The following is a 14888-nucleotide window of genomic DNA, read 5'->3' on the forward strand; positions in this document are numbered from 1 at the left end:
CCAGCCAGCATCGGTCAACCGCAGTAGACCTGAGTAATGTTGCCCTGCTGATCGCCTAAGAAGTTAATGCGATTCAGATTAAAGTCCATGGTAACGGCTGAATTGTAGGGGATCGCGCGCACCGGTTTCTCAAAGTGCAGCGTTTCCAGCGCAGTGAGAGGCTTGCCAACGTACTGCTGTAATTCAGATGCGCCGCAGCGATCCATTTCCGGGTCCACCGGCGCATTCACTGCCGTTTTCTGGCCAGACGACTGGCAGCCCGCCAGCGCCATCAACGCCGCAACGAACGCTATTTTTCCATAATATTTCACTGTTCCTGCTCCTCTTTTCGCGTAAATAATCGGCAAATTGAGTTAAAGATTAACAGATTAACGCAATAATGCGCAGGTAAAAGAACTGACGATGATCCGGCACGTTTCGCCTTACTGCGCACGCATCGTTCATAAAAAATCCAGGTTTTAGCTATAATTTTAGGAGTTTTCCCAAAGAGGAGATTCTTATGGAACTGGCAATTTTTGTCACCTTTGCCGTCATCATGACGCTGGTCGCGGTGAGAGTCCGCTAACATCCTCCCGGCCCCGGTGCAGTTCACCGGGGCAACCGACGGCACGATCATCGCTCCCCCATCACTGGCTTTTCCCCACGGAAACTTAACCTGCTTTGCTACAATGATCCCGAACTCGACAGGGGTCGTAACAGTTGTTAACATCGAAAAAAAACCTTCCTGGACAGGTTGTTGCCATGAATACCGCTCCCGACAGAGTGTCTCAAACCCTGCTCTGTGCCGGGATGCTGATTATCTGGTATGCCATTACCCTGCTGGTAAGATACCTGCCCAACCACGCCATGCTGGTCAGCAGTGGGCTACTGATGCCGGTGCTCTGCACGCTGGAATTTGCTGTTCTGATCCCTCTCTTCCGCTGGTACACGCGTCATTACAGAGATATTCACGTCGGTAAACTCTTCCCGCGTCAGGTGATGGTGTTCAGCGTGCTGCTCATTTTGCTGCTGGTGAGCCAGGCCTTCTATATGCAGCGCGAGAGCTGGACGGGCGGGCAATTTAGCGGCAATGCAACCAGTTCGATCCTGTTCGCGCTGGCCGTGGTACTGCTGGCCCCGGTGTACGAGGAAATTCTGTTTCGCGGCTATTTAATGCAGGGATTTTTACTGTGGGCCCCACGCCAACGGGTTGCCTGTTCGGTACTAACCTCCCTTGCCTTCGCCGCAATCCATACGCAATACGCCCATTTGCAAACTTTGATTGCGCTGGTTGCTCTGTCGCTGCTGCTCTGTGCCGCGCGGCTGGTGTCGGGCGGTTTGAAGTTGCCTATTTTCCTGCATATGCTTAATAACCTGCTTGGCGTTGCCCCCTGGCTGTGGCTGGCCTTCAGCCGCTAGCGTAATCGGTTACATACAGGACGAGGTTATAACCTTTCGACTCCTCTTATAACGTTCGCGCATATCGATAGCGAATAATCTACTATTGCTCTTATCGGTTGTTCACTTACACTCGCGAAAAAAATGTAAGGTAAGGAAACGTCATGAAATTTACAGTCCCCTCAGTTATTGCACTGGCGCTGGCGGCATCCTTTGCCGCAACGGCGGCGACCCCGGCCGACACGCTGGTCATTGCGCAGTCTATCGATGATGCCAACAGCTTCGATCCGGCAGACGGTTTTGAACTGACCTCCGTACAGGCATTTACCAACCTTTATCAGCGCCTGGTTCAGTCCGATCCGCAGAATCCGACCGATCTGAAGCCGACGCTCGCCACCGAATGGAAACCCGGCAGCGATAATCGCAGTATGACCTTCACCCTGCGCGATGGTGCGACCTTCTCTTCCGGCAACCCTTTGCGACCAGAAGACGTGATTTTCTCGCTCTCCCGCGTGATAAAGCTGAACCTCGATCCGTCATTTATTCTGGCGCAGCTTGGCTGGACGAAAGATAACGTTGACTCGCATCTGAAAAAAATCGACGATAAACACGTTCAACTGAGCTGGACGGCAGATGTCAGCCCGACCTACGTGCTGAGTTTGCTGGCAGCCCCGGTTTCATCAATCGTTGATGAAAAAATCGTGTCGGCCAATGTGAAAAATGGCGACTTCGGCAATAAGTGGCTGGCCCAGCACTCTGCGGGCAGCGGCCCTTATCAGATCCGCAAATATATTCCCCATGAAGTGGTACTGCTCAGCGCCAACCCGAGCTCTCCGGCCGGTGCACCCAAGCTGAAAAACGTGCTGATTAAAAACGTGCCGGAACCGGCCGCTCGCCGTCTGCTGCTGGAACAGGGCGACGCCGATATTGCACGTAACCTGGGTGCCGATCAGATCGCCTCACTAAAAGATAAAGCGGGCGTGAAAACCCTCGCGGTGCCGATGGCCTCGCTGTACTACGTGCAGTTCAATATTGATGCCAATCCGGTGCTCAAAAACCCGGCACTGTGGGAAGCCTCACGCTATTTGTTCGACTATAAAGGCATCGCCAACGACCTGCTGAAAGGGCAGTTCCAGGTTCATCAGTCCTTCCTGCCGGAAGGTTTCCTTGGCGCGCTGAACGATAATCCGTTCACCTACGATCCGGAAAAAGCCAAAGCGATTCTGGCAAAAGCCGGGCTGAAAAACGTCAGCTTCAAGCTGTCGGTCAGTAACCAGCCGCCGTACCTGGATATTGCTCAGGCCCTTCAGGCCAGCTTTGCGAAAGGTGGGGTGAGGGTTGAGGTGCTGCCGGGGATTAGTTCAGAAGTCTCGACTAGAGTGAAAGCGCATCAGTATGAAGCCACGCTGAACGCCTGGGGCGCAGACTACTTCGATCCGAACACCAACGCCGCCGCCTTCGCCTATAACCCGGAGGACGGCAGCAAAACGCTGGCGTGGCGCTCCAACTGGCATATCCCTGAGCTGAGCAAGCAGACACTGGCGGCCACCGCCGAAAGCGATCCGGCAAAACGCGTTGAGCTGTACCACAAAATGCAGCGTGAAATTCAGCAGAACTCGCCGTACGTGGTCGGCCTGCAGGCGCGTAACCTTGTTGCCCTGCGCGATAATCTGAAAGGCTACGTGCAGGGGATCAACCCGGACATGGTTTATTACAGCCAGGTTAGTAAATAATGGCGGCACCTGCTGCTCAGGATCGTGTACCGCGTCAAAGCAGTACACGGCTGTTCTGGCGCCGCAGCAGCGGTGCCTTCAGCGTCGTGATTTCGCTGGTGGTAACGCTGCTCGGTCTGCTGGTGTTCACCTTCGGTTTATCCCATCTTTCCCCGGTCGATCCGGTGCTGCAGATCGCCGGCGATCACGCCAGCGAATCAACCTATGCGCAGGTTCGGCGAGATCTTGGCCTCGACCAGCCATTGCCATTACAGTTCTGGCACTATCTGGAACACCTGGTTCGCGGCGATCTCGGCATTTCCAGTATTACCAATCAGCCGGTAGCCAGCGATCTGCTGCGCACCTTCCCGGCTACCATTGAGCTCGCGACCTGCGCGATGATCTTCGGCGCTGTTTTCGGCATTTCCCTGGCGCTGCTGGCGGCGTGGAAGCCGGGTAGCCTGCTGGATAACGTCGCGCGGCTGATCTCCCTTCTGGGCTATTCAGTACCGGTGTTCTGGCTCGGTCTGCTGGGCCTGCTGCTGTTCTATGCGGTACTGCACTGGTCGGCAGGGCCGGGGCGGCTGGATGATATCTGGATTTATACTCTGGAACCGAAAACAGGGCTGGTGCTGATCGACAGCCTGCTATCCGGCGATCCTGAAATGTTCCGCAACGCCATCGCTCACCTGTGGCTACCGGTGGTCGTGCTGGGGTTGCTGTCGATGGCAACCATTACCCGTCTGCTGCGCGCCGCGCTGCTGGAAGAGAACAGCAAAGAGTATGTCACGCTGGCGCGGGCGAAAGGTGCCAGCCGGGGACGCATTCTGCTGCTGCACATTTTCCCTAACGTACGTGGAACGCTGATTACCGTGCTTGCGCTCTCCTACGCCACGCTACTGGAAGGCTCGGTGCTGACGGAAACGGTGTTCGCCTGGCCGGGTGTGGGGCGCTATATGACTACCGCACTGTTCGCCTCCGATACGCCCGCGATTCTCGGCTCAACCCTGCTGATTGGCAGCTGCTTTATCGTCATCAACGCGCTGGCCGATGCGCTCACCTACCTGACCGACCCGAGGACACGATGACGCAAGCTCTTGATTCCGAAACGGTAAAACCGTTTAAAAAACGGCGAAACATCACCCTGACCGTGGGCCTGACGCTGGTCGGGATACTGATTTTTGCCGCCCTGTTCGCACCGCTGCTGGCACCTTTCGATCCGAACGCGCAGGAAATGGCTGTACGTCTGATGCCGCCTTCCGCCAGCCACTGGCTGGGCACCGACGGCTTTGGCCGCGATCTGCTCTCCCGCGTGATTTACGGTGCGCGCCCGACGCTGCTGCTGGTATCGCTGATTCTGGTGCTGACCATTCCTGTCGGCATGCTGATTGGCATCAGCGCTGGCTACCTTGGCGGCTGGAGTGAACGCGTGCTGATGCGTATTACCGATATTTTCCTTTCGCTGCCTAACCTGGTGATTGCGCTTGCGCTGGTGGCGATGATGGGGCCGGGGCTGATGAACGGTGCGCTGGCGCTGGCGCTGACCAGCTGGCCGCCGTTTGCCCGCCAGGCGCGCGCGGAAACCCTGGCGCTGCGCCGCAGTGACTATCTGGCGGCAGCAAGGATGCAGGGCATTAACGGCCTGCGCCTGATGTTCGGCCATATTCTGCCGCTGTGCCTGCCTACCGCCGTGGTGCGCGCAGCCCTCAGCCTCGGTGGCATTATTCTCTCTGCCGCCGGCCTGGGCTTCCTCGGTATGGGCATTCAGCCACCTACCGCGGAGTGGGGATCGATGGTGGCCGAAGGCAGTAAAGTGATTTTCGACCAGTGGTGGGTCGCTGCCGTTCCCGGTGGTGCAATTCTGTTTGCCAGCCTGGCCTTTAACCTGACAGGCGATGGCCTGCGTGACCGACTGGATACCCGTAATGGTGACTAATGCTGATGCGCCGATTGTGGCGGATGGCCTGACGATTTCTGCCCCCGGCGGCGCGGCGCTGGTAAAAAATATCAGCTTTACCCTTGGCCGCGAGCGCGTAGCGCTGGTCGGTGAATCCGGCTCCGGCAAATCGCTGACCGCCCGCAGCCTGATGGGCCTGCTCTCCCCTTCCCTGCGCCTGCAGGCACGTACGCTGAGTATTGCCGGTGAAAACGCACTCACGCTGAGCGAACGCCGCTGGAGCCAGCTGCGTGGCAGCCAATTGGGCATGGTGATGCAGGACCCGAAATATGCGCTTAACCCGATGCGCACCATCGGCTGGCAGGTCGCGGAACCACTCAAGCTGCACGGCAACTTCAGCCGCAGCGAAATCAAAGAAAAGGTCTGCGATATCCTGGCGGCGGTCGGACTGCCGCAGCCCGCCCAACTGATGGAACGCTATCCTCACCAGCTTTCCGGTGGGATGGGCCAGCGCGTGATGCTGGCGATGGCGATGATTGCCGAACCGCGATTCCTGATTGCCGATGAGCCGACCTCCGCGCTCGATCACGCGATGCGCGATCAGGTGCTGGGTCTGATCCGCCAGCTGGTGGAAGATCGCAATATGGGCCTGTTGCTGATCAGCCACGATTTGCAGCAGGTTTCCGAGCACTGCGAGCGAGTCATGGTGATGTATCAGGGTGATATTCTCGACACCCTGCCCGCCGCTGATTTACCGCATGCCACGCATCCCTACACCCGGACGTTGTGGTCCTGCCGGCCAAATAAATCCACCCACGGTAAACCGCTGCCGGTGCTTGATCGCGCCGCGCTGATCGGGGGAGTTAAACATGATTGAGTTAAACCAGCTCAGCGTGGCTCACCGCCAGGGTTATGAGCTGCGCACCGTGGTAGAAGATGTCACCCTGTCGGTTAACGCCGGTGAGTGCTTTGGCCTGGTCGGCCCGTCCGGCTGTGGTAAATCCTCGCTGCTGTGGGTGATGGCCGGGCTGAATCCGCACTGGCAGGGCACGATGCGGCTGGCGAACCACCAGGCCGAGCCGGGCAAAGCCTTTACCGGCCAGTTACGCCGCGACGTGCAGATGGTGTTTCAGGACCCGTATGCTTCGCTGCATCCACGCCATCGACTGCGCCGTACGTTGGCCGAGCCGCTGAAGTTGCTGAAGGCGGATAACATCAACGATCGCATCAACGACGGTTTTCGCCACGTTGGGCTGGACCCGGCAATGGCCGATCGCTATCCGCACCAGCTCTCCGGTGGTCAGCGCCAGCGCGTGGCTATCGTTCGTGCGCTGCTGCTACAGCCGAAGATCCTGCTACTGGACGAGCCCACCTCCGCGCTGGATATGTCGGTGCAGGCGGAGATCCTCAACCTGCTTAATCAGCTTAAGCAGCAGGATCATCTGACCATGGTACTGGTGAGTCACGATCCGGATGTGATCGCTCACATGTGCGATCGCGCGGTGCATATGGATAAGGGCAGGATCGTCGGCTAAGCCGTTGATCCGACAATTATCTTTATCAGCTAACCTTAGTCAGAGCCGGCATTTCCGATCCGGCATGACGCGCCTATAGTCCTGATATACCCCACTATTTCAGGACATCATCATGCGAAAAATTGCTCCTTTGGCGCTGGCCTGCGCCCTGATTTTCGGACGTACGGTGCAGGCGGCAACGCCTGCCGATACGCTGATTGTGGCTATCTCGCTGGATGGCATCATCAGCTTTGACCCCGCCGAAAGTTTCGAAACCGTCAGCACCAGTAGCCTGATTAATGTCTACCAAACGCTGCTGAAGCCGGGTATCGACGACCCGCGCAAGCTGGCCCCTTTTCTGGCCACCGAATGGCAGGCGGGCAGCAGTGAGCACAGCCTGTTGTTTACCCTCGAACCAGGCGCGAAGTTCGCCAGCGGCAACCCAGTCACCAGCAAGGATGTGATCTACTCACTGACCCGCGCGGTGAAACTGAATAAAACCCCGGCGTTTATCCTGGCAGAATTTGGCTGGACGCCGGAAAACATCGATGCGCAGTTCACCCCTCACGGCGACAACCAGATTGAAATTCGCTGGGTATCGCCAATCGGTCAGGATCTTGCTCTGCGCCTGCTGACCTCGCCGATCGCCTCGGTAGTGGACAGCAAGCTGGTACAGCAGCATACGCAGGGTGATGATCTGGGTAACGGCTGGCTGCATACCCATTCCGCCGGCAGTGCCGCCTATACGATAAGCAATTATGTGCCGCTACAGAGGCAAAAGCAGGTTGGGCTGGGCAAGCAGGTTGAGGGGGCGTATCAGGGAATTGGCGTGAGTTTGCTTTACTTCGACCGCGTGAGTAAGAAAAGCGAAAACTCGCCGGGAGAAAAAGCGGGTATGGCAACTGCCCTACCCGCCAGGATAATCGGCAATATCACTCAGGAGATAGCAGAATCCGAAGAGTGCTTGTGTTTATCCGCTTCGAAGTGAGCCTTAAACTGCTCGTAAATCGAGATCATATTGCTGGCATCGCCCTGTAATGGACTAAGTTTACCGGCTCTGACCAGTTCAATAACCAACTGAAGGGCAGCCTGCTTTGGGCTGCTGGATGGATGTGCAATTTCGTTCGACATAAAAATCCTAACACAGTGAAAAAGCGAACTTTAGCAAGTTTAGCCGTTTTTCGTTACCCTTTTTGCTGCCTGAAAGGCTGCCCCCCGCCACTGTACCGGTTCACTTTTCTCAATGTTTAAAATTGTACAATAAAAATAAATGTGTACAGATTAAAAAAACGTTAGAGTGAACCCCGTAATGTATTATGCATTTGCATAGCCTCGGAAAGTGCAGTTGGATTTCCACTTTCCGAGGTAATTTTTTCCCGCCTGATTATTTTTCAATCTAAAAAAAATAAATAATTGATCGAAAACAATGCCAAAATGCCCTCTATCGTCTAAATTTTAACCACCAATGACAGCTGAGAGGTGCAGAATGAAAAGACAGTCCGTAGCCTCATCCGTTATTCGAACCGTAGCCTACGACATGGAAAAACGGATTCTCGAGGTAGAAACGCTGAAACATGGAACACTGACCTACAATAACGTTCCCCTGACCACCTGGCACTTCTTTATGGCCGCCCCATCGAAGGGACTCTTTTTTTACGAACAGATAAAGCAGCATTATCCGCAGCACTGATTGCTTCTCCGGCGGAGTCAACTTTGCCCGCCGGATAGAGAGCGAATCCCCCGGATGGCTGCCTGGCTCTACCTGCAATGCAGCCTTTCTCACAGAAAATTTATTTAACCCCGCGTTTCATCTATGCTAACCGGCACAATGCGTTAAAATAGCGACATCAATAGAGATTTACCTCAGGTTACATTCCGTTTCATAAGGACGTCCGATGCCTTCGCGCAACCGCCACCCGAATTTCCGCGCCTACCTATCCGTACCCCCGATCGTGTTCGCTTTGGCATGCAGCCTTTTGCCGCTCAGCAGCCGGGCGCAGCAGGTCACCGTTTCACTGAGCCAGGAGCAGAATGGGGGTAATGCGGGACGTGCCTGTATTTATGTTTATCAGGGTAAGGCGGAATATCGTCGGGTGAAAGCGGATGAAAGCTGCCCGGCGGAGATCGTGATAGAACGTGATGAGCACTAAACGCAATGGGATTCAGCCGTGGCCGTAATGGCCGCCCGGGAGAAACCGGGCGGACCGCTGACTCCGGTGGCAGTCGCACCGGTTGCAGGCAGTATCAATAACCTGCCTCCGCAAATTTATGCGGCTGATTGATCGCCCGGCGGGCAATCCAGTAAAGTAAAATACGTTCGTCATCTTTATCCTGATCGGCCATGGATAACAGCTTTAGTCCAAGCGTGGCTTTATTGACGGGCTGTCCGTTAACGCTGAGATCAACCACTGCCTTGCCGATGATGTTGCACACTTCTTCTTCGCTAGAAATAGGTAAATCTGTTTCGCCGCTCATTCTCTCCTCCTCGTTGGTTAAATATAAAGCATAGCGTATCTGCGCACGCTGACAGTAAGAGTCGGAACATTCGTGATAGTGGCCGCATCCTTAATGAAAATGCGAATCGCATAATTGACTGGAATGTGCGGTAGCCTGTTGAAACCACTGGCGTGAGACAGGCCGCGAAGGCTATTGTGTGGCTTATCGCCTATACTGAAAGTGGTCCCAATCTGCCAAAGGAGTGAGCAATGCTAATCGGCTTCGTATTACTCGTCAGCGCCTGCGGTCATGATGCCTGTGACGCACTACCGGTCTCAGAGTACATCTATCCCACACGCAAAGCGTGTGAACAGATGGCAGAACGGCTCCATGAACGCCGCCCTACAGCAGTACTGCTTTGCGGCGAGGTTTATCGCTAAAGGCACTCTTTACGATATTTTTGAGGCGTCATCCCCGTCGCCTTATGAAACATAGCAATGAAAGAAGAGAGATTGCTGTAACCCAGCGTGTAGGCAATCTCCTTTTGCGAAAACAAGCCGGACAGGCTGTCCGTGTGCTTTTCCGGCAGGATCAGATTTATGCCCAGAGCAAACCCCAGCATCCCGGCAAAGCAGCCGGTAGCGTTGTTAATAAACTCATGGTAATCAAACGTCTGGATATTGAGCGGAGGAGCAACAAAGTAGAAAGTAGTTAATAGCGTAATCCCACGCAGCATAAGGGCTTCACGCGCTAGCATTTGCGCACCGTATAAAATCACGGGCAACTGAGCAGGAAAATACAGATCCGGATATCGCGTCAGCAACAGACTGCTGTAGACATACTGTAGCCATATGCATGCCAGCAGTATCCCCTGCAACGTCCCGTTTAACGTTTTAATACCGGTTTTTTCGGGCAACCGGGCGGAAGAAAGCAGCACAATATAAATGACGGCAAAAGTCATCATTTTTACTGACCACGGCATTGGTCAGATTTTGTCGGCGCTGAGAGATACTATACTTTTTTAACATAGTTACTCTCGCCGACTCTTTATTTGCCTTACTTTTCTGCAGGGCAATAGAATAATCATTTTCATCAATTTCAAATAACAAATCACCGCGCCTGACCTGCTGGTTATCTTTTACCCACAGACGGTTGAGCCGCCCACTGACTTCGCTGGCGGGAATAACAATATCAGCACGGATGCGCCCGTCGCGCGTCCAGTTATCCTTCTGTTCACGGTTCCACACCTGCCACAGGCCTAAACAAACCAGCGGTAATAGCAACAAAATCAGTAACCGATTTCGTAGCCCAGTCATTACCATCCCTCAGGGAGTAAATAACACAGACAAAAGCACAGACAGTAACAAGCGATATTCAGCAGTGGATTGTGGCCGTATCCTCGTTGAAAACCGCTTTCAATCAGTATTAGCATCGCCATCTTATAACCACACCATCCCATCACTGCAGCGACTAAAATCCAGGGAAAAGACACACCGAGAAAAATAACATCACGCATAATAGAAGGCTCATCGATAAATCAGGGCGGTAATCCGGATTTTTCCTTTCACATCAGATAAAGCAATAAATATAATAACGCCCGTCATATTTCCCTTACCGGCACGTCATTTAATCAGTTCACCTGGTGAAAATTTAATATAACAAGCCGATATTTCACCTCATTTCATTCCTTACCAGATTCTATGTATCTCTCGATGGTTTTTATTATTTCATGTCTGTAAAATTAGTAATAATGCTATTCGGACGGCAAATACTGACTTTCAGACAGCCAGGATTGAATCGCATTAAATGCACTGCATAGCAGTGCATTGGCATTATTCAGAACAGCAGAGAGACCAGCCAGAAACCGGCAATCGTCATCAGCAACGATCCGATAACGTGGACCAGCACCGAGGTCAGGGCCCAGAGATAATTGCCTGCCTGCAACAGCGTGACGACTTCCAGCGAGAAAGTAGAAAACGTAGTCATGCCGCCGCATAATCCGGTGGTAATCAGCAGCTTCCACGCGGGGTCCAGCTGCGGATTGCGGATAAACCACGCCATTGCCGCACCGATAATCAGCCCGCCCACCAGGTTAACCAGCAGCGTGCCGGGTGGCAGATTAGGAAACAGTGAATTGAACCGCACGGCAAGCAGCCAGCGGATCACACAGCCGGCGCAGCCGCCAATCATTACGGCCAGTAAAGGTTTTAGCATGCTATCCTCAGCACTTTCGAGGCGGGGTGCCAGCGGGCAGAAAACGCATAGCCTGACACGCCGACCTCGTGTTAACGGTCAGGGTTATCAGGCGTCATCAGCCCCTTACGAGCAGGGCGGTTGGGAAAGGTGGAACACCATCACCTTGTGAACCACAAGATAATCAGTCGTCGCCGCTTTTGCAACAGCGGGCCGCCGCAGCCTCGCTTCCGGCGGCTATTCCGGCTCCATCCAGGTGCTTTGAAAATCGAACCAGCCCAGGTTGTTCAGACGTATTCCCTGTGCATTCTCCGGTACCTTTAGTCGCATCCAGTGATGGAACAGCGGCTGTAGCCAGCCTGCCTCCACCACCTGCTGTACCAGCTGGCGAGAGTCGATCGCACCGTCGCGCCACTGCTGCTGCCAGCGTTGATACCATTCGGCATCGCCGCCGGAGATATGCGGCTGCAGAAGCGGCATGCCCAGCAGCCAGGCACCTACGTTCCACTGTTACGGCACGGGAAAATTCACCGTACCCAGCCACAGATCGACTTCTGTCTCTTCGCTCGCCCACTGCTGATAGTCCAGCTCGATCACCTCCAGCGCGATCCCTTGCGCCGCCAGGTTTTTCCGCATCATCGCCATCAGCATGGCGTATTCAGGATGCTGGCGATGGCAGGCCAGCCGCAGCACCACGGCATGCGGCTGCGTTTCATCGTCAGCAAACGGTGAAACGCAACTGCCCTCATGCATACAGGCCGGCAGCAGGCTGCCCGTAGGTACCCACAGCGGTCTGATCGACTCCACCAGATGCGAGGCCAGCTGCCACGGGCTGAGTATTTCCCGCAGCCAGCGCCGTTGTTCGAGAGTTTGCCAACGGCGAGAACGACTGTCGCACAGCAGAAAATACCCGCCCTGCTCCAGAAACATCTCCGCCAGCGGCTCAGAGGGCTTACCGGTAAACTGTTCGGCTTCACCGGAAACATAGGCAATATCGCTGATGCTGGAACTGAGCCACGCGGCAGGCTGCCCGACGGGAGTAAACTGTTCGCTGGCCGCCGCCTGGGCCACATCCGGCCAGACGATCAGTTCCACGGTTTGCGGACTGCCGGCAGTTTACAGAACCAGCTGATCGAAGCGCCTGGAGTCCAGCGCGATGCGGATTTCAGCGGCGGTCATCTCGGCACTGTTAAAGATGTAGTCTGTCCCCAGCTTTTGCGACAGCGCCAGCCGCTCAGGGTTGATATTAATCGCCGTGACCGAACGTGCACCCAGCGCTTTCGCACACTGCATCGCCAGCAGCCCGATAGTGCCCGCGCCAACAATAATCACCTCTTTGCCGTCGCAGCCACCGGCCAGCTGCATGGTGTGCAGAATGACGGTCATCGGCTTAAAGAACGCGCCTTCGGTTGGCGTGGTGAACAGATTGCTGCACGGCAACATTGCGGAATATGCATTGCGGGACGTCTCTGCCAATCTGATGTTTGTGGGTGCCGACGGGCTGGATGATGAGAACGGCATCACCACCTTTAACGAAGGCTATGCCATCAGCGGCGTGATGGCCGCAGCGGCGCAGCAGGTTATCGTGCTGACCGACTCGACGAAGTTTGCCCGTAAGGGTTACAACATTGTGCTGCCGGTGGAGAAAATCGATACCATCATCAGCGATCGCGAAGTGCCGGAAGAGATGGTGAACAGCCTGAAAAAGCGGGGTAAGAAGGGGATTCTGGTTTAGTGACTACCGGCGAAGAAATCGGTTCAAGTGCAGCTCAGGCTACTTAGAAATGCTCATGATTCAGGCCTGTATTCGACATTAAGTTCACTGTCGTACAGATAGTTTAGAAATACGGAAACGCGATTGTCCCGCAAGTCGCCGCGTTCACTGCCGTACAGGCAGCATAAAATAAAAGCCAATTCTCCACGCTTAAACATCTTAAGTTCACTGCCGTACAGGCAGCGTAGGCTACAGCCAAATCGGGGATTGCAATGCCTGCTGACAGGCGAACCAGTAAAATCAGACCATCTTCGCAGATCTGTTTTTTCCGCCGACCGTAAAATTGACATCAATGCTTTTTTTCAATAATAACCGCGTTCCCGCTCACTGCTTATTTTTCGTGGCATAAAACCAGGCCTTGAAGTATTTGAGGAAGCTGTAAGCAACGGCATACACACCGGTGACAAACCCGACTTTGCCATCTTTCCAGGAGCCGTTCAGCAGATACCATTTAAACATCGCACCAAACGCGCTTACTGCTCCACGGCTTAGTGACGGCCTGATTTTTTTATATTTCACCACCCGAGAAGTATAAATATTAAGCTTATTAAACACCTCATGCAGAGAATAAAACGTATCATGCCTGACGCAGCCCGCTAATATCTGCCGCTGCACATCGCCTTCTGCAGCATCGTCAACCGGACGATCGTTAAACTTTACCCGATTCCGGTTATAAAGCCGGACAGGAAAATCAGGAGAGGAAACCGGGTAAATAGTACGCACAGGCTGACCCAATACGAACCAGTAACGGGGAAGGCACCAGGCAATTCCTTGATTTTTCAGACCTTCTTCTTTTATACGCCTGATGTCGGCGATAGTTTCGTCACTGAGGATTTCATCGCTGTCCATGCAGAGCACCCAGTCATTTTTTGCCAGCGAGACAGCATAGTTCATTTGCTGCGCGTGGGTGGTATAGGCGTGATAGTGGCAGGTGATGCCGAGTTCAGCGAGAATTTCCAGCGTGCGATCCGTGCTGCCGGAATCAATCACAATAAACTCATCAGCAACGGGAATTAATGACTTAACGACATCATAGAGCAGGCGATCTGAATTACAGGTAAGCAGACAAACTGACAGCATAGATCCCTCTGTTTACTTTAATGACGCGCTTATTCCTTAAGAGCGACAGACTTTCATCAAGCCGTGGGAGAAAAAAGGTAATAATTTCCGTAAAAAAGCCAAAGGAAAAACCCGGCGAGTATAGTGGATAGCTCCATTTGCTAAAATAACAAAAAATGCCGGGCAGAGACATGGGAATATTCAGCGCTTGCCGTCCACCACCATTCTCACCGCTAAACCCGCCAGTACCGTGCCCATCAGCCAGCGCTGTGCTTTTTGCCAGCCGGGGCGCTGGGCAAGGAATGTAGCAATGGAGCCAGCGGCAAAGATGATCAGGCTATTGACCAGCATGCTAATCGCAATCTGGGTAAAGCCCAGCGTCAGCGACTGCCCAAGCACGTTGCCCAACTCCGGGCGAATAAACTGGGGCAGCAGCGTGAGGTAAAGCACCGCCGCTTTAGGGTTCAACAGGTTAGTCAGCAACCCCATAGTAAACAGTTTACGCGTGCTGTCCGGTTGCAGTTGCCGTATCTCAAACGGTGATTTTCCGCCAAAAATCGCCTGCCACGCCATCCACAGCAGATAGGCCGCCCCGGCAAAGCGCAGTGCGTCATACCCCAGCAGCACCGCCATCACCAGCGCGGTGATACCCAGTGCGGCGCAGAGCATGTAAAACATAAAGCCCAGTGCCACGCCGGTAAGCGAGGTGAAACCGGCCCGTTTTCCCTGGCACAGTGAGCGGGAGATCAGATAGATCATGTTAGGGCCGGGCGTGAGGACCATGCCGAGTGAGACGGCGGCAAACGGCAGGATCTGGCTGAGTGTTATCATGAGTTGGAGTCCTTGTATCGACTGCATTTACTGTTCGGTATGGGCCGGAGATCGGGTTTCGGCCTCTGCGGCTTTACAGCAACTTAAAACACCGG

Annotated in this window: 23 protein-coding genes, 1 pseudogene and 1 riboswitch; of the genes and pseudogenes, 11 read left to right on the forward strand and 13 right to left on the reverse strand. The window is 54.3% G+C overall.

From position 1 onward, the window contains the following. Nucleotides 1-14 precede the first annotated feature (14 nt). Nucleotides 15-311, reverse strand: coding sequence for an I78 family peptidase inhibitor (locus tag AC07U6_RS17090; protein ID WP_494761714.1), 297 nt, complete (start codon nucleotides 309-311; stop codon nucleotides 15-17). Continuing rightward, nucleotides 308-709 carry a hypothetical protein gene (locus AC07U6_RS17095; protein ID WP_494761713.1) on the reverse strand — a complete coding sequence of 134 codons (402 nt, stop codon included), beginning with the start codon at nucleotides 707-709 and terminating at the stop codon, nucleotides 308-310. Before AC07U6_RS17095 ends, AC07U6_RS17090 begins: the two co-directional genes overlap by 4 nt. Before the next feature lie 32 nt (nucleotides 710-741). Between AC07U6_RS17095 and AC07U6_RS17100 the strand changes: the two genes are divergently transcribed. From AC07U6_RS17100 to AC07U6_RS17130, 7 genes and pseudogenes are all read left to right on the forward strand, one after another. Further along, nucleotides 742-1398 (forward strand): CPBP family intramembrane glutamic endopeptidase, encoded by a 657-nt coding sequence (locus AC07U6_RS17100; RefSeq protein WP_494761712.1) that lies wholly within the window; start codon nucleotides 742-744, stop codon nucleotides 1396-1398. 143 nt (nucleotides 1399-1541) lie between these two features. Continuing rightward, a complete protein-coding gene (locus AC07U6_RS17105; protein WP_494761711.1) occupies nucleotides 1542-3110 on the forward strand; it encodes an ABC transporter substrate-binding protein in 1569 nt (522 codons plus the stop codon). Continuing rightward, the gene (locus tag AC07U6_RS17110) at nucleotides 3110-4177 is read left to right on the forward strand and encodes an ABC transporter permease (RefSeq protein ID WP_494761710.1); all 1068 of its coding nucleotides are present in this window, start codon (nucleotides 3110-3112) and stop codon (nucleotides 4175-4177) included. Before AC07U6_RS17105 ends, AC07U6_RS17110 begins: the two co-directional genes overlap by 1 nt. Next, entirely contained in the window at nucleotides 4174-5025 is an 852-nt protein-coding gene (locus tag AC07U6_RS17115) for an ABC transporter permease (RefSeq protein WP_494761709.1), read from the forward strand. The genes AC07U6_RS17110 and AC07U6_RS17115 overlap by 4 nt, the downstream gene beginning before the upstream one ends. Beyond that, the gene (locus AC07U6_RS17120; RefSeq protein WP_494761708.1) at nucleotides 4985-5863 is read left to right on the forward strand and encodes an ABC transporter ATP-binding protein; all 879 of its coding nucleotides are present in this window, start codon (nucleotides 4985-4987) and stop codon (nucleotides 5861-5863) included. Before AC07U6_RS17115 ends, AC07U6_RS17120 begins: the two co-directional genes overlap by 41 nt. Further along, complete coding sequence (locus AC07U6_RS17125; RefSeq protein ID WP_494761707.1) at nucleotides 5856-6521, forward strand: ABC transporter ATP-binding protein; 666 nt, start codon at nucleotides 5856-5858, stop codon at nucleotides 6519-6521. Before AC07U6_RS17120 ends, AC07U6_RS17125 begins: the two co-directional genes overlap by 8 nt. A gap of 112 nt (nucleotides 6522-6633) precedes the next feature. After that, a pseudogene (locus AC07U6_RS17130) lies at nucleotides 6634-7272 on the forward strand (ABC transporter substrate-binding protein); the annotation flags it as partial. A 164-nt stretch (nucleotides 7273-7436) separates the two neighbouring features. Here AC07U6_RS17130 and AC07U6_RS17135 read toward each other — a convergent pair. After that, the gene (locus AC07U6_RS17135) at nucleotides 7437-7631 is read right to left on the reverse strand and encodes a hypothetical protein (protein ID WP_200547585.1); all 195 of its coding nucleotides are present in this window, start codon (nucleotides 7629-7631) and stop codon (nucleotides 7437-7439) included. Between the two features lie 355 nt (nucleotides 7632-7986). Between AC07U6_RS17135 and AC07U6_RS17140 the strand changes: the two genes are divergently transcribed. Then, nucleotides 7987-8190 carry a KTSC domain-containing protein gene (locus tag AC07U6_RS17140; RefSeq protein ID WP_200547586.1) on the forward strand — a complete coding sequence of 68 codons (204 nt, stop codon included), beginning with the start codon at nucleotides 7987-7989 and terminating at the stop codon, nucleotides 8188-8190. Nucleotides 8191-8395: 205 nt separating this feature from the next. After that, nucleotides 8396-8650: a hypothetical protein gene (locus AC07U6_RS17145; protein WP_494761706.1), complete on the forward strand. Its 255-nt coding sequence runs from the start codon at nucleotides 8396-8398 to the stop codon at nucleotides 8648-8650. A gap of 94 nt (nucleotides 8651-8744) precedes the next feature. Here the strand turns inward: AC07U6_RS17145 and AC07U6_RS17150 are convergent, their stop codons facing one another. Then, entirely contained in the window at nucleotides 8745-8975 is a 231-nt protein-coding gene (locus AC07U6_RS17150; protein WP_494761705.1) for a hypothetical protein, read from the reverse strand. A gap of 230 nt (nucleotides 8976-9205) precedes the next feature. Here AC07U6_RS17150 and AC07U6_RS17155 point away from each other — a divergent pair, with 230 nt between their 5' ends. Beyond that, entirely contained in the window at nucleotides 9206-9376 is a 171-nt protein-coding gene (locus tag AC07U6_RS17155) for a hypothetical protein (RefSeq protein WP_494764820.1), read from the forward strand. Here AC07U6_RS17155 and AC07U6_RS17160 read toward each other — a convergent pair. The 7 genes from AC07U6_RS17160 to AC07U6_RS17190 all read right to left on the reverse strand — a co-directional run bounded on the left by AC07U6_RS17160 (nucleotide 9373) and on the right by AC07U6_RS17190 (nucleotide 12515). Further along, nucleotides 9373-9900 (reverse strand): helix-turn-helix domain-containing protein, encoded by a 528-nt coding sequence (locus AC07U6_RS17160; protein WP_494761704.1) that lies wholly within the window; start codon nucleotides 9898-9900, stop codon nucleotides 9373-9375. The genes AC07U6_RS17155 and AC07U6_RS17160 overlap by 4 nt on opposite strands. Beyond that, nucleotides 9830-10219 (reverse strand): hypothetical protein, encoded by a 390-nt coding sequence (locus tag AC07U6_RS17165; RefSeq protein WP_494764821.1) that lies wholly within the window; start codon nucleotides 10217-10219, stop codon nucleotides 9830-9832. The genes AC07U6_RS17160 and AC07U6_RS17165 overlap by 71 nt, the downstream gene beginning before the upstream one ends. Before the next feature lie 32 nt (nucleotides 10220-10251). Continuing rightward, entirely contained in the window at nucleotides 10252-10452 is a 201-nt protein-coding gene (locus AC07U6_RS17170) for a DUF1656 domain-containing protein (protein ID WP_494761702.1), read from the reverse strand. Nucleotides 10453-10772: 320 nt separating this feature from the next. Further along, entirely contained in the window at nucleotides 10773-11150 is a 378-nt protein-coding gene (gene crcB, locus AC07U6_RS17175; protein WP_494761701.1) for a fluoride efflux transporter CrcB, read from the reverse strand. An 81-nt stretch (nucleotides 11151-11231) separates the two neighbouring features. Beyond that, a riboswitch (Fluoride riboswitch) is annotated at nucleotides 11232-11304 on the reverse strand. A gap of 62 nt (nucleotides 11305-11366) precedes the next feature. After that, on the reverse strand, nucleotides 11367-11609 hold the full coding sequence (locus AC07U6_RS17180; protein WP_494761700.1) for a hypothetical protein: 243 nt from the start codon (nucleotides 11607-11609) through the stop codon (nucleotides 11367-11369). A gap of 30 nt (nucleotides 11610-11639) precedes the next feature. Then, on the reverse strand, nucleotides 11640-12224 hold the full coding sequence (locus AC07U6_RS17185; protein WP_494761699.1) for a hypothetical protein: 585 nt from the start codon (nucleotides 12222-12224) through the stop codon (nucleotides 11640-11642). 21 nt (nucleotides 12225-12245) lie between these two features. Next, nucleotides 12246-12515 (reverse strand): zinc-binding dehydrogenase, encoded by a 270-nt coding sequence (locus tag AC07U6_RS17190; protein WP_494761698.1) that lies wholly within the window; start codon nucleotides 12513-12515, stop codon nucleotides 12246-12248. Between AC07U6_RS17190 and AC07U6_RS17195 the strand changes: the two genes are divergently transcribed. Next, nucleotides 12505-12864 (forward strand): hypothetical protein, encoded by a 360-nt coding sequence (locus tag AC07U6_RS17195; protein ID WP_494761697.1) that lies wholly within the window; start codon nucleotides 12505-12507, stop codon nucleotides 12862-12864. The two genes, AC07U6_RS17190 and AC07U6_RS17195, sit on opposite strands and share 11 nt — an antisense overlap. 363 nt (nucleotides 12865-13227) lie before the next feature. Here the strand turns inward: AC07U6_RS17195 and AC07U6_RS17200 are convergent, their stop codons facing one another. Next, nucleotides 13228-13983, reverse strand: a complete 756-nt coding sequence (locus AC07U6_RS17200) for a glycosyltransferase family 2 protein (RefSeq protein ID WP_494761696.1) — start codon at nucleotides 13981-13983, stop codon at nucleotides 13228-13230. Nucleotides 13984-14163: 180 nt separating this feature from the next. Further along, the gene (locus AC07U6_RS17205; protein WP_494761695.1) at nucleotides 14164-14793 is read right to left on the reverse strand and encodes a LysE family translocator; all 630 of its coding nucleotides are present in this window, start codon (nucleotides 14791-14793) and stop codon (nucleotides 14164-14166) included. Between the last annotated feature and the right edge of the window lie 95 nt (nucleotides 14794-14888).

Source organism: Erwinia sp. GW821-FHT03D09 (assembly GCF_059420805.1).

Excerpts from the sequence above, each read along its gene's own strand:
- AC07U6_RS17095 (WP_494761713.1), bottom strand. The coding sequence starts at position 709 with ATGTTAACAACTGTTACGACCCCTGTCGAGTTCGGGATCATTGTAGCA.
- AC07U6_RS17100 (WP_494761712.1), top strand. The coding sequence starts at position 742 with ATGAATACCGCTCCCGACAGAGTGTCTCAAACCCTGCTCTGTGCCGGG.
- AC07U6_RS17105 (WP_494761711.1), top strand. The coding sequence starts at position 1,542 with ATGAAATTTACAGTCCCCTCAGTTATTGCACTGGCGCTGGCGGCATCC.
- AC07U6_RS17110 (WP_494761710.1), top strand. The coding sequence starts at position 3,110 with ATGGCGGCACCTGCTGCTCAGGATCGTGTACCGCGTCAAAGCAGTACA.
- AC07U6_RS17115 (WP_494761709.1), top strand. The coding sequence starts at position 4,174 with ATGACGCAAGCTCTTGATTCCGAAACGGTAAAACCGTTTAAAAAACGG.
- AC07U6_RS17120 (WP_494761708.1), top strand. The coding sequence starts at position 4,985 with ATGGCCTGCGTGACCGACTGGATACCCGTAATGGTGACTAATGCTGAT.
- AC07U6_RS17125 (WP_494761707.1), top strand. The coding sequence starts at position 5,856 with ATGATTGAGTTAAACCAGCTCAGCGTGGCTCACCGCCAGGGTTATGAG.
- AC07U6_RS17135 (WP_200547585.1), bottom strand. The coding sequence starts at position 7,631 with ATGTCGAACGAAATTGCACATCCATCCAGCAGCCCAAAGCAGGCTGCC.
- AC07U6_RS17140 (WP_200547586.1), top strand. The coding sequence starts at position 7,987 with ATGAAAAGACAGTCCGTAGCCTCATCCGTTATTCGAACCGTAGCCTAC.
- AC07U6_RS17145 (WP_494761706.1), top strand. The coding sequence starts at position 8,396 with ATGCCTTCGCGCAACCGCCACCCGAATTTCCGCGCCTACCTATCCGTA.
- AC07U6_RS17150 (WP_494761705.1), bottom strand. The coding sequence starts at position 8,975 with ATGAGCGGCGAAACAGATTTACCTATTTCTAGCGAAGAAGAAGTGTGC.
- AC07U6_RS17155 (WP_494764820.1), top strand. The coding sequence starts at position 9,206 with ATGCTAATCGGCTTCGTATTACTCGTCAGCGCCTGCGGTCATGATGCC.
- AC07U6_RS17160 (WP_494761704.1), bottom strand. The coding sequence starts at position 9,900 with ATGATGACTTTTGCCGTCATTTATATTGTGCTGCTTTCTTCCGCCCGG.
- AC07U6_RS17170 (WP_494761702.1), bottom strand. The coding sequence starts at position 10,452 with ATGCGTGATGTTATTTTTCTCGGTGTGTCTTTTCCCTGGATTTTAGTC.
- crcB (WP_494761701.1), bottom strand. The coding sequence starts at position 11,150 with ATGCTAAAACCTTTACTGGCCGTAATGATTGGCGGCTGCGCCGGCTGT.
- AC07U6_RS17180 (WP_494761700.1), bottom strand. The coding sequence starts at position 11,609 with ATGCCGCTTCTGCAGCCGCATATCTCCGGCGGCGATGCCGAATGGTAT.
- AC07U6_RS17195 (WP_494761697.1), top strand. The coding sequence starts at position 12,505 with ATGACGGTCATCGGCTTAAAGAACGCGCCTTCGGTTGGCGTGGTGAAC.
- AC07U6_RS17190 (WP_494761698.1), bottom strand. The coding sequence starts at position 12,515 with ATGACCGTCATTCTGCACACCATGCAGCTGGCCGGTGGCTGCGACGGC.
- AC07U6_RS17200 (WP_494761696.1), bottom strand. The coding sequence starts at position 13,983 with ATGCTGTCAGTTTGTCTGCTTACCTGTAATTCAGATCGCCTGCTCTAT.
- AC07U6_RS17205 (WP_494761695.1), bottom strand. The coding sequence starts at position 14,793 with ATGATAACACTCAGCCAGATCCTGCCGTTTGCCGCCGTCTCACTCGGC.